Origin of the sequence: Acinetobacter sp. YH16051, assembly GCF_013417135.1 — a bacterium.
In the GTDB taxonomy this organism is placed as follows: Bacteria; Pseudomonadota; Gammaproteobacteria; order Pseudomonadales; family Moraxellaceae; genus Acinetobacter; species Acinetobacter towneri.
Window position 1 is genome coordinate 91,016 of sequence record NZ_VPEN01000006.1, and the last position, 24,886, is coordinate 115,901.

The window sequence follows — 24,886 nt, forward strand, 5'->3', positions numbered from 1 at the left end:
TGTATGAAAAGCGGCATAAATTACAGCATGTATTTGAAAAGAAGCCTGATCCATGCTTAAACTGAGTACATCTTAAAATCTCAAAAAACCGTACAAAAAAACTGAAATAGAGTGCCCGTTCTATGCAAAGTTATTATTTTTATCTGCATACCAATCATAAAACCAATATTTATGTGCAAAAACAGGCAATTGAAGGGCTTGAGCCTGAATTTATCTGGATTGATTGCACCCGTGATGATGTGCTTAACCGTGCAGAACAGTGGCAACAAGAGATTTTTCAGTACAGTCAATTATCGCTCAATGAATATCATGTGCGCGATATTTTAAATATAGAGCATCCATGTGCGTTTGATACTTTAGATGATTATGACTTATTGATTTTCCGTAAACTGATCACACCCGAAGACCGTATTGCAACAGGGCAACAAGTCGGGGAGAAACATGAACGGATTTTTGGACTGGCCACTACGCCGATGAGCTTTATTATGACACCGCAGATTTTGATTAGTGTGCGGGAACAGGGCAATAAAGTCATGGAAAGCTATTTGTCACGTGTGGAAGCAGCGGTACAACGCCCGATTGAAGAACAGAATAAAGCACGCAAACTGGCAGCAACACCATTAGATTTAACGTTGCGTTTACTGAATTTGGTAGCGGATGATTACTTGGATATTCGCATGCCGCTAACCCGCCGTGTGGAATATTGGCAACAAGAGTTGTTGCAGGGACATCGTCGTTTTACCCGTTGGCATCAATTGCTGCAAGAAAATATGGCGTTTCAGCAAGTTGAAAATTTATGTGAAGAGCAAATAGAAGCCTTGCAGGAATTGCGTGATGAAATTGTCGATAACTACCCACATTTACGTGGCAAAAAACGTAGTGAACGGCAGGATATTATTTTGGTACGTTTGGATGATTTGACCAGTCACATTGAACGAATTCAAAAGCATACCATTCGCTTACGCTCTGCAGTGCAAACCGCAATTGATCTGCATTTTTCTGCTATTGCCAACCAGACCAATGAAAACATGCGGATTTTAGCCATCATTACCGCAGTTTTTGCACCTTTGACTTTATTTACAGGGGTGTATGGTATGAACTTTGAGTTTATGCCGGGGCTGAAACACGCACAGGCCTTTTGGATCATGCTTGGGGTAATGGTGATGACTACTTTGTTGTTGCTGTATTATTTTTATCGTAGGCACCTTGTCGGTCTGGGTGAAAAAAGTGTGATTGATATGTTGGCACAGCAACATAATGACCAACCCATGAATTTATTTTGGTTTTTAGACTATGAACCCATTAAGCAAACCGTGAAAGGCACCATTAAAGAAGTCGAAAAACTGACTAAAATTAAATAATCCAGAAGATAGACTTGCAGATGTGGTGATAAATTGAGTTCCACATCCAATATATGTCACAAGATAATTCGTTGATAAAAGTTGTCCACAGACCTCAAAAGTTATCCATAGGACTGATAAGCTTATCCACAGATTGAGCAGGATAGTCAGACATTTAGCTCAAGATGGCAGATTTTTGAACACTAGCTTCAGATTTGAATATGCCATCTTTTTTGCTTTTTGCCTTTTCTTGCTGTGTCCTGCATATCATTGCATTTAGATGTACGGTTTAGACTTGTATGAGCTTTTAAGCTAATTGATCATTTTGCGCTTTAAGCAGCAAGTGATACATTTCATCTTTCAGTCTTAATTTTTTGCGTTTCAGCGCTTCAATGTCATCATTAATCTGATGCACAGGATCAAGCTCAAGTTGGATAATCTCACGATCAAGCTGTTCATGGTCTTCAAAAATTTTTGAAAAATGTGGATTGCTGTCACGTAATACCTGAATTAAATCACGAAATTCAGGGAACATGTTTTTAATCTTTTTGTTGCAGTCTTTGGTCTTCATTGTGGCAATCATTCTCATCAAAAAAATTTACGGGCATAGAAAGAAAAACGCTCTAGCAAGGTGATGAATCACACAACTAGAGCGTGAGGATTAACTATGTTGAAAATTCAGATGTTTAACTTCTTTACGTAATTTTTGCACTTCATCAATCAGGTCAAGCATCATGGCGACAGCTGAAAAACTGGCATCAAAATCACGTTGCAGCCGATAGGCTTGGCGTGCACGGTTGATATCTTCACCAAAAAATTGGTGGATACGTTCGGCAGGGCGGGAAGGCAGGATGTCATATTCTAAAAGTTGTAAGACCCATTCAGGGCTTTGCCCACACGCTTCGGCAAATTTTTTTAAATCTAACTGGGTAAATTCTTCAATAATTTCTGTGTGCTGTCCGTCTGAAGTGATTTCACGATATAAAATAGTGGTCATGGCATACTCCTTCTGATCGAATTCAAACGAGTTGGCTCGCCTGAAATGAGGGATTGCTTTACATCAATAATTGGTGGATATCCAATAAGTGATTCTCTTTAATTTAGCCTGTGTACGCTGTAATAGAATCTTTTATTTGTATTCCTTTGGTGAAATTCAGCCAACCCTTTGCTGTGCTCACGCCTGTTATATTGATGTGTCAATTTGGCTTGTGCGTATAGATGTCTTATAGATATTAGTCTATTTTTTATTCAATGCCATCCTTTATTTCAATATTTTGGATTGAACGGTCGTACGGTGTTTAAAAGGATTGTTTCAAAATTTGGTAATAAAAAGGGCTCTTTAAAAAGAACCCTGTAAATCAATATCTTAGTTTTTGGAATTAGTATTTTACCCAAGTCACGCTGCGACCAATCACTGAAACACCTACATAGCCACGTAAGGTGAGGCGCTTACCGTTAGCGCTTAAACGAGCTTTGCCTTTATAAACTTTACCGCCAATTGGGTCTAAAACATGACCTTGGTTAAATTCACGTGGGTTTTTAGCATCTTGTTTAAAGCCCCAAATAAATGGCAAGCCAATAAAAGGTTTATTCTTTAAGTTACCTGGACAATTGCTACAAATCACCATTTTTTCTGCACCTGGAATATTACGGGTTTCCACGATAATGCCTTCATAAGTGCCATCTGGCTTTTTGCGAATTTCGACATCGGCACGTGAATAACCTGTGCGGTCATCAATGGTTTTCCATTTACCGACCAGTAGATCGCTTTCTGCAAAGCCAACACTTGAGAGGGTTGTTAAAACGAAACCCGCAAAAATCCCTCTGAAATTTATTTTCATGAACAGCATCCCCAAAATTGTTATTTTAAAAAATAGAGTAAAAATTCTATTTCGGGTTTTATAGCAAGAATGTAATAAACAAGCAAATTGAGCAGTGTGAGATGTCAGGCAGGAAAAGATATAAGTGTTATGGAGTTGGTAATTTAAATCTAATCATTCCGATAAAAGTGTGCAGAACACAGCTTTTATCGCATTGGTGAGGAATAATATCAGTATTTCACCCACGTCATTTTGCGGCTGGCATTGGTGGCAAGGTCTACATTATAAAGGGTTAAATGTTTGCCATTGCTGCTTAAACGTGCACGAGTTTTATATTGTTTACCTGTGCGCGGGTCTAAATAGTCACCTTCATAAAATTCAATTTGATTGCTTGGCGTAGCTTTTAAGTGACTTAATTGCACAAAACCTAACAGTGGCTTATCTTTATTTTTACCCGTACAGAGTGTGCAATTTTCCAAACGCGGTGCGCCAGGAACCGCACGTAGTTCTATAATCGTAGCGGCATACGCACCTTGTTTATCTTTACTCATGACTACGTCAGACAATGAAAAACCTGTGCGGTAGTCTAATGTTTTCCATTTGCCCAAAAGTGGGTCTGCATTGGCTGCATAAGCTAAACTTGAACAGCAAATCGCGCTGATGAATGCTAAACGAGAAAAGAACAGGGTGTTCATAAAATCAATATCCCAGAGAAGAAGCAGCCTAAAATATATAAAGGCATAAAAAAAATATGGGATTATTTATACCTAATTTACGCGGTATTTTCTAGTAATTGCATGAAAGTTTTGTGAAATTAATCACATGAAAAGTAATAAAATAATAGGTTTTGACGATGGTCATCACGTAAATAAAAAATGAGCAGAATGTACTGCTCATTTTTGATGAATTTTCAGCATTACATCACATATTAATCATGGTATTCACCATGCCATTTAACTGAGATGTTCTCCAAATAAACCTAAGGCTTCTTCGGCACTAAAGCTATATTGTGTGCTGCAGAATTGACAATCCATAGTAATAGGGTTCTGATGTTCCAAAGTTTCACGTACCGCAGCAACACCAATTTGCATTAAGGCATTGGCACAGCGCTCTTTGGAGCAAGTGCAACCAAAACGTAAGGCTTCCACTTCAGGCAAACGCACTTGTTCTTCATTGTATAAACGGTACAAAATTTCATTGACGTCTAAATCAGTCAATTCTTCCGCTTTTAAGGTTTCAGTCAGCATGGTCACACGCGGCCATAAATCTTCATCGACCCGTTGTTGTTCTTCTTCACTGTTACGCGGCAACAATTGAATCAGTAAACCGCCCGCACGTTCGGCATTGCTTGCCAACACAATACGAGTTGGAATTTGTGCCGATAAGTCGTAATACTGCATTAAACATTCAGCTAAATTGGCTTTGTCCAAAGGCACAATACCTTGATAACGCTCACCAAATTCAGGCTCGATATTAATAAACAGTACAGGACTGACCAAACTTTTCAGGACGGTACTGCTGTCTTCAGCGCTTAAAAAGCGCGGGTCTTGTTCGTAGTCTGCCAACGCACGCACTTCACCCAAGTGGTTACATTCCGCCATGGCCCATTTAAATGTGCCAGATGCCTGAATTTGTAAGCTAATACGCCCTTTAATTTTTAGGGTACTGGCCAGTAGGGCAGTGGCGCAAAGCATTTCTCCCAACAACACTTGTACCGCAGGCACATAATCACGTTGTTTCAAAATGGTTTGCAAAGCTTCTTCGAGATGAACTACTTCACCACGAACAGGGCTATCTTCAATAAAAAAGCGTTGGCGTAAATCAGACATAAAATTCTCCATAACCCTGTTTTAATGGTGGCAATATTGTAAAACACAAGTCAGTTTGCTGCATCACGTGTTACATCAATATGACTGCTATGCAAGCCGCGTTTTAAATCGACACCCAAGGGCATTTCACGGTTTTGTGCATCACTTTCAAACAGGTGTTCCAGTTCTGCCAAAGCGTTACGATGGGTTTCATATACTTTTTGTTCATCGGTATAAATGTGCTGCTGTTGTGCCAAGAGTTGTTCATCATAATCACGGAACAACTCAATGCTTTTATAGGCATCTTTTTCATTAATGCCCAAATCGCGCAAAGCCTGATAGGCCATGCCTAAAGAGGATAAATACGTTTCACGCCAAATATAGGTAACGCCTAAATCGCGCAATAAGTGCACATGATGACGATCACGAGCGCGTACCAGTAATTTTAGCGCTGGATAATTCAGGCGAATATGCCGTGCCACGTTCATTGAGTCTTCAATATCATCAATGGCTAGAATAAAGATTTTGGCATGCTCGATGCCTGCGGCACGTAAAATTTCAGGTTGAGTGGCATCGCCATAATAGACTTTACCGCCGTAATTCCGCACAAAATCAATTTTATCCATATTGCTGTCGATGGCAGTAAAGTGCAGATGCTGCAAGTACGCCACACGGGCAATAATTTGTCCAAAACGACCAAAACCCGCAATAATCATAGGGTGATGTGTATCGGGAATTTCGTCATATTCAGGCGATTTTTCACGTTCTAAGCGAGGAATAATTTGACTGCTCATCAACCAATATAAAATTGGGGTCAACACCATCGACAAAGTCACAATTAAGGTCAGTGGTTGCAGCATGGCCTGGCTGAGCACACTTTCACTTTGTGCGACACTGAGCACCACAAAGGCAAACTCACCGCCTTGTGCCAAGCAAGTCGCCAACAACAAACTATTGCGCCAAGAATATTGGAAATAACGGGCAATGGCCGTGAGGCTAATCAGTTTGATGAGCAGGAGCAGCAATGCACCGCCTACAATCAGCCAAGGGGTATTCATTAAGATTGCCAGTTCGGTGCTCATCCCGACGGTCATAAAAAATAAGCCTAGCAATAAGCCTTTGAATGGGGCAATACTGGCTTCTAACTCATGTCTAAATTCGGAATCTGCCAACAATACGCCTGTTAAAAATGCACCTAAGGTGGTGCTAATGCCCAGCACATCCATAATGCTGACCACGCCAAGTACAATGAATAAACCGACAGCAGTGATCAGTTCATGTGCGCCACTTTTAGCCACAAAACGAAAAAATGGACGCATGAGATAACGGCTAAATAAGAACAAACCGCTAAAGGTCGCCATGATTGCAGCAAAATAAGCAATGCCATGATGAGTCGATTCTGCACCTGCTAACATGGGAATGATGGCAATTAAAGGAATGGCGGCAATATCTTGAAACAGCAGAATGGAAAAGGATTGTTGTCCATAACTGCTGTTGAGTTGCTGCTTTTCTTGCAACATTTGTAGCACAAAGGCTGTAGAGGAAAGTGCCAGTGCAAAACCTATCACCACACTTGAGGCAATGCCTTGCTGTAAGGCAAAAAAAGCCAAGATTGCAAGTAGAATACCCGTGATGCCGACCTGTAAACTACCCAAAACAAAAATGGGCTTGCGCATTTCCCACAGCCGTTGTGGACGCAGTTCTAAGCCAATAATAAACATCAGGAACACCACACCATATTCTGCCAGTTCCTGAATATCATCGGGGTCGCTGGCAATATTGAATACGCTAGGCCCTAGCAAAATGCCTGTAAACAAATAGCCCAATACGGTCGCAATACCAAAGCGTTTTAGTAAGGGAACCAAAACCAATGAAGCGCCTAGAAAAATGGTTATTTGTAACAATAAGGACATGTGGTCATCCAAAGTTTAAAGCGGTGGATTATTGAAATAAGTGCTGATACAGCTAAGTTTCAATTTACAGTATTAGCTAAATTCTTGCGGATCTATATCTAAACTTAGTTTCATGCTGGATGGCTTTTCATGCAACATATTTTGCCACCAGTTCCTGATATAAAAATGTAAGCGTGCCCGATCTTTAGACAACAACACCATGTGTGCATGGAAACGTCCTGCTTTACGTTCCATTGGCGCAGGAATCGGCCCCCAAATTTCAATTAATTGTTCTGAATGTTCTCTAAGCCATTGTGCATGTTGTTGTAAAAATTGCTGGTTTAATTCCTGACTTTTAGATTCACAGCGAATCAAAGCACTGTAACGATAAGGCGGTAATTGTGCAGCTTTGCGTTCTTTTAAACTTTGTTTGGCGAACTTGCGGTAATCTCCCTCGACCAATGTGGTGAGAAGTGGATGATCAGGACGCACACTTTGCAAATAAACATCACCTTTATGCTCACCACGCCCTGCACGTCCCGCCACTTGCACAATCAGTTGAGCCGTGCGTTCAGGTGCGCGAATATCCACACTAAGTAAGCCTGAATCAATATCTAAAATTGCCACCAAGGTCACATACGGAAAATGATGCCCTTTGGCCAGCATTTGCGTGCCCAATAAAATCAGTGGTTCGCTGCGTTGAATACGGTCATAAATTTTTTGCCAACTGCCAACACGACTGGTTGAGTCACGATCTACCCGAATCACATCTACATTGGGAAACAGCTCGTTTAAACTGTCTTCGACTTTGGCAGTGCCCATGCCAATTGGTTTGAGTTCTGTATGCTTACAGGCAGGGCATTGCTCAGGTTTACGATGAATCGTACCGCAGTGGTGGCAATGTAAATGCGTATAAGGTTGATGATGCAAGGTAAAGTTGGCATCACAATTCGGGCATTTGGCTTGCCATGCACAGCTCTCACAAATCAATACGGGTGCATAGCCGCGTCGGTTTAAAAACACCAAAACTTGTTCTTTTTTAGCCAAGCGTTTTTTGATTTCATCAATCAATTGTTGGCTAATACCGTGCTGTTTTTTGGCAATTTTTAAATCAATCAGGTGGATTTTGGGCATGAGTGCCGTGCCCGCGCGTTGATTTAATTCCAGACATTGCATTTTGCCTTGATCGACTAGTGCATAGCTGTCAATGCTTGGAGTCGCCGAACCTAAAATAACAGGGCAATTTTCCAGATGGGCACGATAGAGCGCAACATCACGGGCATGGTAGCGAAAACCTTCCTGCTGTTTAAAAGACAGGTCGTGTTCTTCATCTAAAATAATCAAGCCTAAATTTGGCAATGGGGTATAAATCGCAGAACGTGTACCTAAAATAATCGAGGCTTTGCCCGTTTGTGCGGCTTGCCACGCCTGCAAACGCTTGGAATCATTTAAACCTGAATGTAAGAGGGCGATGTGGCAGTGAAAACGCGATTGGAAACGGCTAATGGTTTGTGGCGTTAGACCAATTTCAGGTACTAACACCAACACTTGTTTGCCCTGTTTTAGTACCTCATGCATGATGTGTAAGTACACTTCAGTTTTACCGCTACCCGTTAAACCATCCAGTAAAAATGCCTTATATTGCTGCCGTACTTTAAGTACGCTGTCGATGGCTTTTTTCTGATCTGGATTAGGGGTTAAAGGCATTTGCGCCAAAGTCACTGGCATTGGGCTAAAATCTTGGGCTTCCAAAACACATGCGCAAATTTCTTTATTCGCCAAGGCTTTTAGGGTTGCTGTTTCAATGCCTGCCAAATTTAAAATATTTTCAGAAGTTCCCGAAGGATGCAGCTTTAAAATTTTATAGGCTTCTTGTTGTTTTTCTGAGCGTGTAATTTTAGCTTCGGCATGTGCATCCAACAATTTCCAAGTACGTGCCAATAAATTATAGGGTTTGGCTTGGCGCAATAAGCTAGGTAAGGCACTTTGCATCACTTCACCAATCGGGAATTGATAATATTGTGCCGACCATGTCAACAAAGTTAAAACTTTAGGGTCTAAAATCGCTTGCTCATCTAACAGTTCGCTAATGGCTTTGAGTTTAAAACGTGGATCAATTGGGGTGTCGAGTGCCAGTTTTTCGACAATAATTCCGACCAAGTTTTGCCGACCAAAAGAAACCAAGACCCGCGCGCCCACTTCTGCTTGCTGATATTGTGCTGCACTGAGCATATAATCGAAGCAGTCGTAAAGATATACGGGTACAGCCACTCGAATACGATAAACAGGCTGTGGGTCTAAAGTGGAATCTGGCATAGAAAAAGTCGTATCGTCCTGTGAAAAATGGCTTCGTGCTCGACTTTGGCATGTGTTAGAGTGAGCACAGAATTTATATCTAAGAATATGAATGATTTTAGTGGTCAGACGCAACTGCGTTGCAAGAAATTTTGGAAAATTAGAGCATTACAATGCCAGCATATCAATTTACTGCCATTGACGCTTCAGGGAAGCAGCAAAAAGGTGTTTTAGAGGGTGATTCTGCACGACAAATCCGTCAGCAATTACGTGACAAAGAATGGATTCCTGTCAGTGTCGATACCGTTGAACAAAAAGATAAACACAGTGGCAAACAATGGTTTCAGAAAAAAATCACCGCCTATGATTTAGCTTTGCTGACCCGTCAGTTATCGGTTTTGGTGGCTGCTGCGATTCCTTTGGAAGAAGCCGTTCGCGCTGTGGGTAAACAAAGTGAAAAAGCCCATGTGCAAAATTTGCTGATGTCGGTGCGTTCCAAAGTTTTGGAAGGTTATTCACTGGCCAATGCTTTACAACAATCGGGGCGTTTTCCAGACTTATATATTGCCACCATTGCCGCAGGCGAGCGTTCGGGGCATTTGGATTTAATTCTGGAACAATTGGCAGATTACACCGAAAACCGCTTTGCCATGCAGAAAAAAATTCAAGGGGCGATGATTTATCCCATCATTTTAATGCTGATGTCTTTTGCGATTGTGATGGGTTTAATGACTTATGTCGTACCCGATATTGTTAAAACCTTTGATCAGAGCAAAGATGCCTTGCCGTGGATCACCGTGGCATTAATGAAAGCCAGTGATTTTATTCGTGTTGCATGGCCGTTTTTACTGGTGGCTTCTGTGGTGGGGGTATTGTTGTTGGTGCGTTTTTTACGCACCACCGCAGGGCATTATGCCTTTGACCGTTTAACCTTAAAGTTGCCGTTATTTGCAAAATTATCACGTGGGATTAATGCCGCGCGTTTTGCCAGTACCTTGTCTATTTTGACTCAGTCGGGTGTGCCTTTGGTGGATGCGCTAAATATTGGTGCTGCGGTCAGTAACAACTGGGTCATTCGTGATGCGGTCAATTTGGCGGCAGAAAAAGTCACTGAAGGTGGTAACTTGGCGACGCAATTAGAGCGCAGTGGTTATTTCCCACCGATGATGGTACAAATGATCAAAAGTGGTGAAGCCTCGGGCGAGTTAGACCGTATGCTGTCACGTGCTTCAGACATGCAAGACCGTGAAGTGACCACACTGATTTCTACCCTGTTGGCATTATTAGAACCGTTGATGTTGGTACTGATGGCGAGTATTGTACTGGTGATTGTGATTGCGGTAATGCTGCCAATTGTGAATATGAACAATATGATTTAAATCGTTTTGAAGCATCGTTCTTCAAACAGAATCTAAAATAAATGTCGAATTGATATAAATAAATGAGAGAGATTGAATGAAACAGAAGCAACCGAGTAAACAGTCTGGTTTTACCCTGATTGAAGTGATGGTGGTGATTGTCATTTTAGGGGTGTTGGCGGCTTTAATCGTACCGAACGTAATGGGACGTGGTGAAAAAGCCAAAGTGGATACCACTGCCATTACTTTAAAAGGAGTAGCAGGGGCGCTGGATCAATATAAACTCGACAATGGTAAATATCCATCTATGCAAGATGGCGGTTTAGATGCTTTGGTGAATCAGCCTGCATCGGCTAAAAACTGGTTGCCTGGCGGTTATGTGAAAGGGGGCTATCCGAAAGACAGTTGGGATAATGACATTCAATATGTGATTCCAGGTGCGGAAGGACGTACGTTTGATTTGTATTCATTTGGTGCAGATGGTCAGCAAGGTGGTGAAGGTACCGATGCCGACATTTATTATCAGCCTTAATAGAAGATGAGTTGAGTCTATATATTGATTCAGTGAACTCCAAAAAAACCGAGCGCTTAATGCTCGGTTTTTTTATGAATGGTTATTTCTAGCCGCTATTGAACAGTACTATTAACGACGTGATTTAAACGACACATCCACCTGACGTGGTCGATAAATCCACCCCATAATTAACAACAGCAATGAGAAAATCAGCATAGGCCAATCGCTGAGTTGGGTATACAGTGTTTGACCTTGCATGGCAGGCAGATCACCACGCAGCACAAATTCCTGATCCATTGGCGCTTGTTTGACAATATGCCCATGATGGTCAATAAATGCGGTCACACCTGTATTGGTGGCACGAACAAACCAGCGTCCATTTTCTTTGGCGCGCATTTGTACCATTTGTAAATGTTGCAATGGCCCTGCAGTACCCGTAAACCAAGCATCATTGGATACTGTTACCAAAAAGTCACTTTGGCTAGCATTGCGGCGGGTCAGGTTCGGATAAGCCACCTCATAACAAATGGCTGCCCCCAAATGATGCTGTTTAATTGCAAGCGGTTTTTGCTCAGACGCTCCACGTGAAAAACCACTCATGGATGGGTCATTTTGCATCGCAGGTAGTACCCAACTCAGTAAGCCTGAAAGCGGAATATATTCACCAAAAGGCACCAGACGCTGCTTTTTATACAAGCCTTCAGCCGCATCTCCCGTTGCCATAATGCTGTTGTAATACATTGGATGTTGCTGCACTTGTGATTCAGGCAAGTCCCAATACGGAATACCTGTCACCCACGAACTGCCCGTTTTTTCAGCCTGTGTTTTCATGGCATCCAAAAACGGTTCAATATCGGTCTGGAACATTGGAATGGATGATTCAGGCCAAACAATAATGTCGCGTCCCCATTCAGTTCGGGTCAAGCGGGTATAAATTTCCAAGGTCTTAATTTGGTATTCGGTTAGCCACTTTAAGTCTTGAGGAATGTTGCCTTGAATCAGAGAAACCGAGAGTGGCTTTTCAGATTTTGCAGTTACAAAACTGAGTTGTGCTGCACCCCATGCACCCAAAAGTAAAATTGCCGATGGAATCAGCCAGAAGATACGCTTTTTAAGGACTTCAACCAACGCACAGGCCAGCAAGATGACCACAAAAGACACCCCGAAAATACCAAACAACGGTGCATAGCTATCCAAAAAGCGTTCGGTGAAGGCATAACCTGCAAACAGCCATGGAAAACCTGTAAAGACCCAAGTTTTCGCCCATTCAAAAAATACCCATAGCGGTGCAAAAGTCAGTGGTGTTTCAGGGAAAAACCAACGATATAACCACGTTTGTACGGCAGTAAACAAACCCATCAACAGCGCCATAATGACAATCATCAGCACGCTTAAAAAGGCATTGGTGTCGCCATAGACGTGAATGGATGTATAGAGCCAAAATGCTCCGACAAACCACAACCCAATCCCGTAAGACCAACCAATCAAGAAGGCCTGTTTCGGGGTGCGTTTGCTTAAAGTCGCATACAGCAAAGCAGGTGAAAGTAAGGCAATCCACCAGTAATGATAGGGAGCAAGTGCCAAACTAAACACTGCACCTGCCAATAGGGCAATGATTAATGGATAAATTAAGGGCAGTTGTTGATGTTCTGCAGGATTAGACAGCTTGGAAAAAAAAGTCCTCATTGACGTACGGCTCGAATCAGATGAATAGTGCGGGCATCTGCTTCAAGAATGGTAAATTCCCAGTTGCCAATCGCAATCACTTGTCCTTGCAAATCACTCACCAAACCAATTTCCTGAAGCAATAAACCGCCCACAGTTTCTACTTCATCGTCAGAAAAATCTGCATCTAAAACATTATTAAAATGTTCGATTGGTGTAAGTGCTTGTACTAACCAAGTATTTGCCGTTTTTGGGTCGTGATCGGGGATGATGTATTCTGCTTCTTCGTCAATATTGTCGTGTTCATCTTCAATTTCACCGACAATTTCTTCTAAAATATCTTCTAAAGTAACCAAGCCCGAAGTGGTGCCATACTCATCAATCACCACTGCAATATGGGTTTGGGTGTTTTTGAGCATACGCAATACTTGGTCTGAACGAGCACTTTCAGGCACAAATAACGGCTGACGCATTAAGGCGCGAATATCGACTTTGGTTCTTTGTTCGGTCAGTAAAGGCAATAAATCTTTTGCCAATAAAATCCCCACCACGTTGTCGGGTTGGTCAGATGAGAACACAGGAAAACGTGAATGTGCCGATTCGACCAGTACATGCAAAATGTCGAGTAGCTCATCATCTTCTTGTAAGCTAATCATGGCGGTACGTGGGGTCATGACTTCACGGATTTTGGTGGCAGGTAAATCCAGAACACCTTCGAGCATTGCCACCGTATCGGGTTCTAAAAAACGACGTGAATCTTGTACTAATTTTAGCAATTCATCGCGGGTTTCTGGTGCAGTGCCTAACCATTTTCTTAGGCCACGCATACCCCACGATGGGCCTGATTCCTCGTGCATGATCTTTCCTAAAGACTCTTTATATCTAAAAAACTTAGCTTAATCATACCTTAGAAAATACAGTTGTCTATTGCTAATCTTGGGAGAAAATGACGGCAATTACGTCACGAGATGTGTTGCTGTGCGTAGCGGGAACACATAAAACAAGGCTGCGCTTTATGCTAAACTAGCCCGATGTTTTAATATCGAGTCTGTGCATGTCTGAACTTCCTGTCACACCTAGTATTCAACTGAATACCCGCGGTTTGCGTTGCCCTGAACCTGTGATGATGCTGCATCAAGCCATTCGCAAATCTAAGTCTGGCGATGTGGTTGAAGTGTTTGCAACTGACAATTCGACGTCTTGGGATATTCCAAAATTTTGCATGCATTTGGGGCATGAGTTGTTATTGCAAGAAGAACGCTTAGATGAGCAAGGCAATAAAGAATTTCATTATTTGGTGAAAAAAGGCTAATAGGCAAAAATTAGCCTCAGCACTTTTAGAACACTATAATTTAAACACGATAAAATAGTCATGTGATCCATATAGGCATATTTCATTTGCAATTCATGCAAGTTGAAATATGCCTTTTGTGTTTTTAGCCATGACGTTCAACTTTATTTTTAATTTTTCATCAATTTTGCATCAATCCAACCTGCTTCACAGTTTGAGTTAAAAAATGGCGAAACGATCCACGAGTTGCGTTATCTGCTACACATTTTTTAAGGGACTTTTCAACTTTTCTGCATTTATAGGGCAAGTTGTGTGCTTGTGCAAAATCTAACAAAGCTCTGTGTGTTGTATAAGAAATAATTTTTAGAGTGTGAGTTTAGTCTATTGTTTAATTATTGATTTTTAACAAAATTATTTTAAATATTTTTTAATATATGGAAAAATTAGCCTATAATGCGATCAGTTTATTGAGTTCGATTGCAGAACATTTGGGGATAAAATTAAGCAGATTTGGGGTTTTGCTTGGTTTGAATGTTATATGGCAGTGTTTATGTTTTATAAGGCTGAAAAAGCTGATTAAGCTGTCGCATTAAAGTAGTCAAGTTAAGAAAAATAATTTTGGGGGGCTTAACTGATTGTCTTTATCTTAAAAAAATATGCCATTTAGACTGAGCAAAATCTGCTTAATTTTTTACGTGATCAATCATCAATAAATCTTGCGTTATCATCATTTTGATTGAGTACGGTATGATTTTAGATAAAAAGCAAAACTTTTCTTTAAAGCCACTGAGTGTGGCGTGTTTATTGGCCATGAGTATCTCAGGCTGTTCATCGGGTTCAGGCTCTCAGTCAAGCACGGTTCAAGTCACTGATGTGTTGGGGGCAGAAAATGTCAGCCAAGAAGATCAACCGACTACAAATGAAGGCATTGGCAGCGGAGTAGAGCAACCTGTCGCACCATCTGCCCCCATTACCGATCAACCTCCTGTGAATTTAGAGCTAGATCATGGCGATGTATCATCCAATGGTGGTGGTTTGAGTGGTGGCAGTACAGATCATGGCAATACATCACCAACTGAAGATTCACTTTTAGACAGCAATGATGCTGTACCTAGCGATGATGCTACCGTTTTAGAAAATAATGATGTCAATCAGCCTGATACGATACCTACACTTGAATCACCTCCGTCAGAAGCAGAGCAACCTGTCGATGTGGTAGCTCCACCTGCAGTAGAGCCTGCTTTAACCGACACCGTTTTGGTCGATAGTGCAATTCAAGATATTGAAGTACCACAAGATACATCTGAAGTTGAGATGGGTAGTACGATTCAAGAACTTGAACCCTCACAAAACACTTTAGAAGTCGAAACAGGCAGTGCATTTCTTGAAAGGAAGGCAATTTAACCATCACAGGCAACTATTCGATGCAGATTGCTGCAGATCAGCAGCAACATGCGGGTTTTAAAGCACGTTTTGGCAATTTGCTGACGGTAACGGGAACCGCCAATTTGGCAGGGACTTTGAACCTGTTTGATGAAGTGCCACTTGATCAGCCACTTATTACTGCACAAGGTTCACAAACTACCGTATTACGTGCGCAACAAGGCGTACAGCGTGAGTTCGATGCTTATCGCTCAAGCAATCCATTATTTGAGTTGACACAAGTTAGTTATCGTCCTGAACTGAATGCAACGGGCGAGCCTGTACGTGCGGCAGATACAATCAATACCGATGTGGTGATTACGGCAAAGCGTAAATCGACTGAAACGGTGGCGGCTCTTGCTGCTGAACTTGAAGGACGTACTCAGGTTGCCCGTAATTTAGATGTAGTTTTAGCAAGTCTTGATCAGAAACAACAGTTAGAAACGCTGGAAGATGCTGAAAAAGTTTTTGCCAATCGCTTATTTAACAATTTTGCTCAAACTATACGTTATAGCAATGCTGCTGAAAGTACAGTTTCTACGCAGGCATTGAATCAACTGTTTCATCAACTTGATCCAAGTTTTTATGCCAATACCGTTTTAAATGTCGCAGAAGAAAGCAGCAAGCAAGAACGTCAGTTTGCACAGCGTTTGGCAACCGCACAACCCAAACAGCTTTGGTTTTCGGGTGATTACCAAAGTTATGATATGGATTATGTCGGCTTAAATAGTGAGCGCCGTAGTCATCATCAAGGTGTTGGTGTGGCAACAAAACTGGCAGGGATGACCTTGGCAGCGCAGGCCGATTTCAGTCAACTGAACTTAGATGATGCCGTACAAACAGGCTCAAAAAATAGCAGTCAGAGCAAAGCCTATGCACTAACTATGGGGACAGCACAGCAGCTTAATCGTGATTTAAGTGTCGCGGCATGGTTAAAAGGCATGCAGGTGGATGTTGACGCGCAGCGTGGTCATGCTCAAGCACAAAAAATACAGTTTGATGGACAAATGTATGCCGCAGGTTTGCGTCTAGATTATAGCTATCCACTCAGTCAAAAAATGCAGATTCAACCGTATTTAGACGCTTCGTTCCAACATTATGTTCATGCCGAACAAACTCAGCAGGATGGTGTCAACAGCTTAGATGATTTGGTGATGCAGCGCTGGAATTTTGGTGCAGGTTTGCAAGCCAATTACCAGTTGAATCCAGCATGGCAATTGCAAGGCAGCTTGTATTACAGCCAACCGATTCAGGAAAAAGCATATTTAGATACCCATTATGTAGGCACAGCGGAGAAACTGAAGTTTGATGCATGGCATGCCGATCAAGGTCAATATCATGCTGCCTTAGGTTCACAACTTCACTTTGGACAACATAGTTTTCTCAATTTGAATTATGAATATAGCGGGCGATCACATAGCGACAGTCATCGGGTACAGTTGGCGGTAACGACTCGATTCTAATTGATCGTTTTATTCATGAGAAAGTCATGAAAAAGCGTAGATTTGCGTATGAATGAGAAGTTTGAATCTTGATTGAAACAGCCATGTAGATAAATCTGCATGGCTGTTTTTTAGATCACAGTCAAATGGACTGAGTTTTAGACCGCATAGCGACTCATTAAAGTCAGTGGTGCTTTGGACTGTAAATAATCGGCAGGAATAAATACGATATTGGCAGCGTGTTGCTGTGCTGCATCAATAATATGGTTGATCACATCGTCTGTGGCTTGTGCGCTGTCAGGTGCGTGCGCTTGATCTAGATAAATTCGTTGCTGGTCGGTATCGACCCAACCCGCCTGCATGTAGCCTTGTTGAACATATAAAGTATCGACATTATTTTGAAACACTGCCTGATAAATTTGCTGCAGATCGGTCACAACACGGTCACTGGCATAGAGTTCATCCAGTTGCTGCGCATGTTGCTGATGCAATTGTTGTTGATGGCTTTTTAGCTCGGTCTGAATACTGTCAATAATGTGTTGTGCGCTGCCTTGTTCTAGCTGAGTGACGTTATCTACACTGAAAATAATGGCATTGGGTTGGTCGCAAATAGATTCATAAAAACTGATATTGCGTCGATCACCCACAATGACCAAGCCCAATGGCTCACTGGCACGTACAGTTTGCACATTTTTATCGACACGGTTTAAAAACTCTTTGAGTAAACGGTCTTCATTGGCGGCTGTGGCACGTTCTGCACCGCTGGTGCTATATAAGTTATCATTTTGAACAGGAAATGCACCATGTGGCAGTCGTTCATTCAAGTCGCTGTCATCTACAGAAAACTCATGGATTACACGATCATTGGAGGCCTTAATCAGACGTCCAACTTCACGACTGATCACTACCACATAGTATTGCACTGCATAAGATAGCTCACGAATAAAATCACGCACTGAAAATTGTTGATCAATCACAATACGTTCTTGGGTAGGGAATGGCAGACGCAGTACTTGTGCACTGTCGGCTGTGGCAAAAATAGCCAGACTGTCTAAATGGTAGTTGGGATTCAAATCTTTGGTTTGATGATGAATCTGTTCTAAAATTTGTGCCACCAGACGTTTGTCATAGTCTGCCAACAGGCGTTCTTCGAGTTGTTTAAGTTGGTTTTTAAGAGCAATCACATCTTGCTGATTGTCTGGAAAGGTACGATGTGTGGGTAGAAATAAGCTGACTGCAGGTTGTGCCTGCACATTTTTAAGTTGGTTGAGGGTGTCTGTTAAATTAAGCATGTTGGAATTCCTCTTCTAATGAAAATAAGAAGAACAACCAAATGCTTGAGCAAGATAAAACTCAAAGTACTGCTTTATACTCCACTCAAATCAGTTTTAGTCAGCATCTACAACATTTTGCTACCGTGCTAAGTGCTGCATAAAATGCCGAATAGCATTGTATAAAAGCTGACAAAACAACATTTTCGGTTGTTCAAGTCTGAAAAAAACGAAATAAAAAACTAAAAATAGAAAAGATAAAAAATAAGCAAAAACAGCATAACAAGGAAAGTTATTCAATCGCCTGCTTTTGAATAGAGAAATACCTGAAAAATGTAAGGGATTATGAGACCTTGGTAATTTTGTAAACTGTGTATAAAAAAAGCAGTGCCGAGGCACTGCTTTTGGGTTTCTCAATTGCGATTCGCAATTACATATTCGGGTAATTCGGACCACCGCCACCTTCAGGTGTTACCCAAGTGATGTTCTGTGATGGGTCTTTAATGTCACAAGTCTTACAGTGAACACAGTTGGCTGCGTTAATCTGGAAGCGTTTTGAACCATCATCATTTTCCATGATTTCATAAACACCCGCAGGGCAGTAGCGCTGTGCAGGCTCATCCCATTTAGGTAAGTTTACGTTCACTGGAATAGAGGTATCTGTCAACTTTAAGTGTGCTGGCTGATTTTCTTCATGTACGGTATTCGATACGAACACTGAAGATAAACGGTCAAAAGTCAGCTTGCCATCTGGTTTTGGATAGTTCGGTTTAAAGCTGGTTGCATCTACAGTTTTGAGTGCGCTGAAATCAGGCACTAAATCATGCAAAGTAAATGGTACTTTAAACACGTTCTGGTCGATAAAGTTAAACGCACCACCCATCCATTGACCAAACTTATGCATTGCAGGGCCAAAGTTACGTGCGCTATAAAGTTCTTCTTTCAGCCAGCTGTTGTTGAATTTTTCAGTGTAAGCCGTTAGCTCTTTCACAAAGAAATCTTCGCCTTCAGTTACGCGAGCAATCGCCAAGTCACCGCCTTTTGCGACACCTGCAGCAATCGCTTCAAATACTGCTTCACCGCAAAGCATGCCAGACTTCATGGCGGTATGAGAGCCTTTGATTTTGGCAAAGTTTAAGAAGCCTGCATCATCACCAATTAAAGAACCACCTGGGAAGGTGAATTTTGGCAATGAGTTAAAGCCACCTTTGGTCACAGCACGTGCACCATAAGAAATACGCTTGCCGCCTTCTAGATACTGTTTAATTAGAGGGTGAGTTTTCCAGCGCTGCATTTCCATAAATGGATACATGTGTGGGTTGGTATACGACAAGTCCACAATCATACCCAAAGTCACTTGGTTGTTTTCTGCGTGGTATAACCACCAACCGCCTGACGAACCTGTTTCACTTAATGGCCAGCCTGCACCGTGCATGACTAAACCTGGTTTGTGTTTTGCAGGGTCAATTTCCCAAAGTTCTTTAATACCAATCCCGTAGTGTTGCGGATCGGCATCTTTATCCAAATTGAATTGCTGGATTAAACGCTTACCTAAATGACCACGACAGCCTTCTGCGAAAATGGTGTATTTGGCATGTAGTTCATAACCCGGTGTGAAGTTATGCGTTGGCTCGCCATCTTTACCAATGCCCATGTCACCAGTTTGGATGCCTTTAACCGTACCATCGGCATGGTAAAGAATTTCAGATGCCGCAAAGCCAGGGAAAATAGAAACTTCTAATTCTTCGGCTTTTTGACCTAACCAACGCACCACGTTGCCTAACGAGATCACGTAGTTACCATCGTTATGCATGGTTTTAGGCACCATCCAATGCGGTGCTTGCTGAGCTTTTTCAGGTGACATCAAGAAGAAAGTTTTATCTTCAGTCACAGGCACATTTAAAGGCGCACCTTCTTCTTTCCAGTTAGGAAATAACTCGTTGATGGCGCGAGGCTCAAGAATTGCACCCGAAAGGATATGCGCACCAACTTCAGAGCCTTTTTCGACCACACAAACGGACAGATCATTTAAATTGTTTTCAATTGCAAGTTGACGAATTTTGATCGCAGCAGAAAGACCCGCAGGGCCTGCGCCTACGATGACTACGTCAAACTCCATCGATTCACGTTCGATGTGTTCCATGTAGGACTCCTCATATAATTGAAGGTGGCAACCGCATCAAGCAACGGTGCTGCCATGAGTATTTTTAGTTGCCAGACACAAATTTAATCGTGTCTTTTACAGTATGGGTAAGTATTGTGAGCTAGTATAGTTTTAAACCGAGTCTTAGCCAATTGGCTGAATCGTATTATTTTTCCGTCAGTAAGGTACTGCAGCATGAAGCATGACGATAATTCAATCAAACCGACAGAAAATGTAGCTACGGCTGATAATAAAAATTTAATGCACATTGCACAATATATAAAAACTGGACAGTCAGGTCACAAAAGATCAATCCCTCCTTTGGAGCAATGGCATCCAAAGCATTGTGGAGCAATGGATTTGCTGGTCAAAGCCAATGGAGAATGGTGGCACGAAGGTCAATTGATCAAGCGTCAGGCCCTGATAGATTTGTTTTCTAGCGTGCTGTGGAAAGAGCAAGACAAGTTTTATTTAAAAACCCCAGTGGAACAAATTGAAATTCAGGTCGAAGACGAACCTTTATTTATTAATCAGGTTGATGTGGTCGAAATCGGACAGCAAAATTATATTCAACTTATCACTACACATCAGGATATTGTGATTGTTGATGCCGAGCATCCTATTTTTATGCGTGAATATGCAGGTGAGCTGCGTCCTTATGTGCATGTGCGTTTTGGTATTAATGCCCTGATTCAGCGTGCGGCTTTTTTACATTTGGTGGAATTGGGCGAGCTGAGTGAAAATGCGCAGGGCGAAACGATTTTATCGTTGAAAAGTGGTGATTTGCACTTGCATTTAAGCAGCTGAGGTTTAAGCTTTATTCATCCCATTTTGTATTGCTGAATCTCTTGCTATGACAGCCATTCATCCTGTTTCTCCCTTAAATCAAGCCATGCCAAAAGCACAAGCCAGTGCGCCAATTGGTATTTTTGATTCGGGCATAGGAGGCTTGTCAGTTGCCATTGAAATTGCAGAATATTTGCCCAATGAGCGCATCCTTTATTATGCCGATACTGCACATGTGCCGTATGGCCCACGTGATGATCAAAATATTCGAGAACTCACTGCAGCTGCAATCGAATGGTTATATCGACAAGGTTGTAAAGTTGCGGTCGTGGCGTGTAATACTGCTTCTGCTTTTAGTCTAGATTATCTGCGCGATCATTACGGCGAAGATTTTCCCATTATTGGTTTAGTGCCTGCTTTAAAGCCTGCCGTATTAAATAGCCAAAGCAAAACTGTGGCTGTACTTGCGACGCCTGCGACTTTTCGCGGACAACTTATTAAAGATGTGATGCAGCGTTTTGCGATTCCTGCTCAAGTGCAAGTCTTGAATGTCACCAATCTAGATTTAGTGCCTTTTGTTGAGCAAGGGGCGCAAATGAGTGAGGCATGTTTAAGTTCCTTACAGCAGAGTTTGCAACCTGTGGTCGATCAGGGCGCGGACTATTTGGTGCTCGGTTGTACCCATTATCCTTTCCTAAAACCTGCGATTGAGTCCATTTTTGGTCAGAAACTGACATTAATTGACTCAGGAATTGCCGTTGCGCGTCAAACTTCCCGCATTTTAATTAAAAATGAGTTATTATTTGAACAAAGTTTGGCAGATACTTTACAAATTGCGTGTTATGTCAGCGGGAACAATGCAGAACAATTAAAGCCCGTGTTGCAGCATCTTATTCCAGGCAATATTTCTTGGAGTATCGCAAATGTGAGTACTGTGGACTGACTTTAAGATAATTTTTTATGATTGGGGAAAGGCATTACAAGTAGACGGTGACCGACTTGTAATGGCAATAGGAGAGGGGAAACCAATGCTCGATAAGCGCTATCAGGTCTTTATCTCGACGTCTGGGGCAGATATGCAGCCAGAACGAGTGATCTTGGCACAAACATTGGTGGGAATGGGTTTTTTTTCGTGGGGTTTAGAACAACGTACCCCACTCAGCACTGCATTTGCACGCCGTCAAATTGATGATTGTGATTATGTGGTGATTCTATTGGGCAGCCAGTACGGTGAGCAATCGGTGTCGGGCGTGGGGTATATGCATTTAGAGTATATTTATGCAGTCACCAAGCAAAAGCCGATCATTGTATTTATGCACGAAGACCCAGATTCACGTGATTCATCTTTACATGATGAAAAACCTGAATTGCGTGAAAAATTCAAAGAGTTCCGTAAATTATTACAACAAGAAGTCGATCAGGTGTTTAGCTACCGCACTCTGCGTGATTTAGAGCTTGCTGTCCGCTTTAATATGTCGCAAATGCTAGAACGTTATCCGACTTCTGGTTGGGTGCGCCCGCAAAATACACAAGCTTTGCATGATGAAATTGAACGTTTAAAAAGTAAGTTACGTCAGCTGGAAACCGATGTGGGACAGCGCGAAGCAGACCCGTTTCTAAGCGTATCTAAAGTGTCGATGAATGAATCATATCGTTTTGAATATCGCATGCATGCCTATCAGGATGGTAACTTTAGAGAGCTGAAAGTTGAGCGAAGTTTAAGTTGGGCGCAGTTGTTGGCAATTTTAGGCAATACTTTTATTCATCCAACCCCTGAAGAATATTTTTCGAAACGCATGAATGAATATTTGAATGAAACTGGTTTGGAGGATGCACGTCGGATCATGCCACGTGCGCATGCAGTTGCACGTGCCCAAATCAATATTCGGGCCTTGCATCAGATTAAAATGCAAATGCGTCAAAATGACTGGATTGTGCAGGCGGGGCGTGATGATCGTCAGCGGATGTTGTGGCAAACCACGGCAAAAGCGCAAAAACTTTTAGAGAGCAATTTGCTAGATACCGATCGGGTTTATTCATTTAAAACACCGTATTAATCTCTCAATACAGAGTGAAAAAACTGTTAAAGTAGTCGGGCTCAATCATCAGACACGAGGGCTGAATGTTGTCTACAGCAAAACCCAAAGTAACCGTTCTTTTAGCCAATTTAGGTACGCCTGATGAACCGACTGCAGCAGCGGTTCGCCGTTTTTTAAAGCAGTTTTTATCCGATCAACGGGTGATTGAAATTCCAAAACCGATTTGGCAAATCATTTTGAACTTATTCATTTTGCCATTTCGTCCTAAGCGTGTTGCACATGCTTATGCCATGGTCTGGCAGCAAGATTCACCGATGCGGGAAATTTTGTTGCAACAGGTTGATGCTTTAAAACAGCAGTTATTGCCGCTATATCCTGAGTTTGAATTGAATATTCTACCGGTAATGACCTATGGCAATCCGGGTATTCAACAGGCTTTGGCAGCTTTGAGTCAAAATCCTCAAGATCACGTGATTTTGTTCCCTTTATTTCCACAATATTCGGCAACTTCGACTGCACCTTTATATGATGCCGTTGCCAAATGGGTGCCACAGCAGCGTAATTTGCCGGGCTTATCCATCATTCGTGATTATTATCAGCATCCTTTATACATTCAGGCGTTGGCGCAAAGTGTGCGTGAATTTCAAGCCGAGCATGGTGTGGCAGAAAAATTATTGATGTCGTTTCATGGCATTCCACAGCCGTATGCCGATAAGGGTGATCCGTATGCAGAGCGTTGTCGGATCACGGCCAAATTGCTTGCCGATGCTTTAAATTTAAATGATGATCAGTGGGCAATTAGCTTCCAGTCACGTTTTGGCAAACAAGAATGGGTCAAACCCTATACCGATGTCTTACTTGAAGAATGGGGACAGCAGGGCGTGAAGTCGGTGCAAATTATGAGTCCTGCTTTTTCTGCAGATTGTTTGGAAACGCTAGAAGAATTGGCGATTCAAAACGCAGAATTGTTTTTACAAGCAGGTGGCAAAGAATATGCCTATATTCCTGCACTGAATACCCGTGCCGATCATTTGGATTTGCTCAAACATTTACTTCAAGCTAATCTTGATGCTGTAAAGCTTAACCTAAGCCATTAATTTTTGAGGTTCGCCACCATGTTGCAAGTCAAAATTGTTCCCGTCACCGCTTTTCAGCAAAACTGCTCGATTGTGTGGGATGCAGAAAGCAAAGAAGCAATTTTGATTGATGCAGGCGGTGAGCCTGAAAAGCTGAAAGCCGAAGTTGAAGCGTTGGGTTTAACGGTGAAAGCTTTGTGGCTCACTCATGGACATTTAGACCATGCGGGGGCTGTTGGTGCGTTGCAACATTACTGGAATGTTCCTGTGATTGGTCCACAGAAAGAAGATGCTTTTTGGTTAGATCAACTGCAAGAAGTGTCTGCACGTTATGGTTTTCCTATCCCTGAACAAGTCACGGTTACACAGTGGTTAGAGGGTGGTGAAGTGCTGCAATTGGGTCAAGAAAGCTTTGAAGTGCGTTATGCACCAGGGCATACCCCAGGCCATGTGATGTTTTATAATGCAAAATATGGCGTCTTGTGGACAGGCGATGTGCTATTTAAAGGCTCGATTGGACGCACCGATTTTCCACGTGGGAATCATCAACAATTATTAGATTCAATTCAGCGCGAGTGTTTTAGTTTGCCCGATGACACTCAGTTTATTTCGGGGCATGGTCCCATCAGTACCATTGGATTTGAAAAACAGAACAACCCTTTTGTGGCGGGGCAAGCAGGTTAAAAGCAGTGTGTATTTATGCTTTAAGAAAAAGTCAGCAGTC

22 protein-coding genes are annotated in these 24,886 nt (G+C 42.1%); 11 read left to right on the forward strand and 11 right to left on the reverse strand.

All coding sequences use genetic code 11. From position 1 onward, the window contains the following. Positions 1–122: 122 nt before the first annotated feature. Complete coding sequence (locus tag FTV41_RS07140; RefSeq protein ID WP_179996333.1) at positions 123–1,361, forward strand: magnesium transporter CorA family protein; 1,239 nt, start codon at positions 123–125, stop codon at positions 1,359–1,361. A 286-nt stretch (positions 1,362–1,647) separates the two neighbouring features. On the opposite strand, the gene FTV41_RS07145 is transcribed toward FTV41_RS07140, so the two are convergent. The 7 genes from FTV41_RS07145 to FTV41_RS07175 form a co-directional block, all read right to left on the reverse strand. Further along, positions 1,648–1,911: a YdcH family protein gene (locus FTV41_RS07145; RefSeq protein ID WP_179996334.1), complete on the reverse strand. Its 264-nt coding sequence runs from the start codon at positions 1,909–1,911 to the stop codon at positions 1,648–1,650. 90 nt (positions 1,912–2,001) lie between these two features. Further along, positions 2,002–2,337: a chaperone modulator CbpM gene (locus tag FTV41_RS07150; RefSeq protein ID WP_096901332.1), complete on the reverse strand. Its 336-nt coding sequence runs from the start codon at positions 2,335–2,337 to the stop codon at positions 2,002–2,004. Between the two features lie 382 nt (positions 2,338–2,719). Next, positions 2,720–3,181 (reverse strand): DUF2147 domain-containing protein, encoded by a 462-nt coding sequence (locus tag FTV41_RS07155; protein WP_004975935.1) that lies wholly within the window; start codon positions 3,179–3,181, stop codon positions 2,720–2,722. A 209-nt stretch (positions 3,182–3,390) separates the two neighbouring features. Next, complete coding sequence (locus FTV41_RS07160; protein ID WP_179996335.1) at positions 3,391–3,855, reverse strand: DUF2147 domain-containing protein; 465 nt, start codon at positions 3,853–3,855, stop codon at positions 3,391–3,393. 258 nt (positions 3,856–4,113) lie between these two features. Then, positions 4,114–4,989, reverse strand: a complete 876-nt coding sequence (gene hslO / locus FTV41_RS07165; protein WP_004975941.1) for an Hsp33 family molecular chaperone HslO — start codon at positions 4,987–4,989, stop codon at positions 4,114–4,116. A gap of 50 nt (positions 4,990–5,039) precedes the next feature. After that, positions 5,040–6,881, reverse strand: coding sequence for a monovalent cation:proton antiporter-2 (CPA2) family protein (locus tag FTV41_RS07170; protein ID WP_154321101.1), 1,842 nt, complete (start codon positions 6,879–6,881; stop codon positions 5,040–5,042). Between the two features lie 72 nt (positions 6,882–6,953). Further along, positions 6,954–9,176, reverse strand: coding sequence for a primosomal protein N' (locus tag FTV41_RS07175; protein WP_179996336.1), 2,223 nt, complete (start codon positions 9,174–9,176; stop codon positions 6,954–6,956). A gap of 152 nt (positions 9,177–9,328) precedes the next feature. Between FTV41_RS07175 and gspF the strand changes: the two genes are divergently transcribed. Next, the gene (gene gspF / locus FTV41_RS07180) at positions 9,329–10,534 is read left to right on the forward strand and encodes a type II secretion system inner membrane protein GspF (protein ID WP_004975948.1); all 1,206 of its coding nucleotides are present in this window, start codon (positions 9,329–9,331) and stop codon (positions 10,532–10,534) included. Between the two features lie 76 nt (positions 10,535–10,610). Next, a complete protein-coding gene (gspG, locus tag FTV41_RS07185; protein WP_179996337.1) occupies positions 10,611–11,045 on the forward strand; it encodes a type II secretion system major pseudopilin GspG in 435 nt (144 codons plus the stop codon). Between the two features lie 111 nt (positions 11,046–11,156). On the opposite strand, the gene lnt is transcribed toward gspG, so the two are convergent. Continuing rightward, positions 11,157–12,713: an apolipoprotein N-acyltransferase gene (gene lnt / locus FTV41_RS07190; RefSeq protein WP_179996338.1), complete on the reverse strand. Its 1,557-nt coding sequence runs from the start codon at positions 12,711–12,713 to the stop codon at positions 11,157–11,159. Continuing rightward, positions 12,710–13,549, reverse strand: coding sequence for a CBS domain-containing protein (locus FTV41_RS07195; RefSeq protein ID WP_154321100.1), 840 nt, complete (start codon positions 13,547–13,549; stop codon positions 12,710–12,712). Before FTV41_RS07195 ends, lnt begins: the two co-directional genes overlap by 4 nt. A 197-nt stretch (positions 13,550–13,746) precedes the next feature. Here FTV41_RS07195 and tusA point away from each other — a divergent pair, with 197 nt between their 5' ends. The 3 genes from tusA to FTV41_RS07210 all read left to right on the forward strand — a co-directional run bounded on the left by tusA (position 13,747) and on the right by FTV41_RS07210 (position 16,868). Then, positions 13,747–14,004: a sulfurtransferase TusA gene (gene tusA / locus FTV41_RS07200; RefSeq protein ID WP_004975955.1), complete on the forward strand. Its 258-nt coding sequence runs from the start codon at positions 13,747–13,749 to the stop codon at positions 14,002–14,004. 726 nt (positions 14,005–14,730) lie between these two features. After that, a complete protein-coding gene (locus FTV41_RS07205; RefSeq protein WP_154321099.1) occupies positions 14,731–15,387 on the forward strand; it encodes a hypothetical protein in 657 nt (218 codons plus the stop codon). Between the two features lie 20 nt (positions 15,388–15,407). After that, positions 15,408–16,868 carry an autotransporter outer membrane beta-barrel domain-containing protein gene (locus FTV41_RS07210; RefSeq protein WP_131261087.1) on the forward strand — a complete coding sequence of 487 codons (1,461 nt, stop codon included), beginning with the start codon at positions 15,408–15,410 and terminating at the stop codon, positions 16,866–16,868. A 137-nt stretch (positions 16,869–17,005) separates the two neighbouring features. Here the strand turns inward: FTV41_RS07210 and FTV41_RS07215 are convergent, their stop codons facing one another. Continuing rightward, positions 17,006–18,139 carry a hypothetical protein gene (locus FTV41_RS07215; protein ID WP_179996339.1) on the reverse strand — a complete coding sequence of 378 codons (1,134 nt, stop codon included), beginning with the start codon at positions 18,137–18,139 and terminating at the stop codon, positions 17,006–17,008. A gap of 409 nt (positions 18,140–18,548) precedes the next feature. After that, the gene (locus FTV41_RS07220) at positions 18,549–20,261 is read right to left on the reverse strand and encodes an electron transfer flavoprotein-ubiquinone oxidoreductase (RefSeq protein WP_004975965.1); all 1,713 of its coding nucleotides are present in this window, start codon (positions 20,259–20,261) and stop codon (positions 18,549–18,551) included. Positions 20,262–20,456: 195 nt separating this feature from the next. On the opposite strand from FTV41_RS07220, the gene FTV41_RS07225 reads away from it, so the two are divergent. The 5 genes from FTV41_RS07225 to FTV41_RS07245 all read left to right on the forward strand — a co-directional run bounded on the left by FTV41_RS07225 (position 20,457) and on the right by FTV41_RS07245 (position 24,846). Beyond that, positions 20,457–21,068, forward strand: coding sequence for a DUF1285 domain-containing protein (locus tag FTV41_RS07225; protein WP_179996340.1), 612 nt, complete (start codon positions 20,457–20,459; stop codon positions 21,066–21,068). A 46-nt stretch (positions 21,069–21,114) separates the two neighbouring features. Beyond that, positions 21,115–21,990, forward strand: coding sequence for a glutamate racemase (murI, locus tag FTV41_RS07230; RefSeq protein ID WP_004975969.1), 876 nt, complete (start codon positions 21,115–21,117; stop codon positions 21,988–21,990). 85 nt (positions 21,991–22,075) lie between these two features. After that, positions 22,076–23,104 (forward strand): DUF4062 domain-containing protein, encoded by a 1,029-nt coding sequence (locus tag FTV41_RS07235; protein WP_096901324.1) that lies wholly within the window; start codon positions 22,076–22,078, stop codon positions 23,102–23,104. A 65-nt stretch (positions 23,105–23,169) separates the two neighbouring features. Next, a complete protein-coding gene (hemH, locus tag FTV41_RS07240; protein WP_104852985.1) occupies positions 23,170–24,183 on the forward strand; it encodes a ferrochelatase in 1,014 nt (337 codons plus the stop codon). Between the two features lie 18 nt (positions 24,184–24,201). Next, on the forward strand, positions 24,202–24,846 hold the full coding sequence (locus FTV41_RS07245; protein WP_131261085.1) for an MBL fold metallo-hydrolase: 645 nt from the start codon (positions 24,202–24,204) through the stop codon (positions 24,844–24,846). The last annotated feature ends 40 nt before the right edge of the window (positions 24,847–24,886 follow it).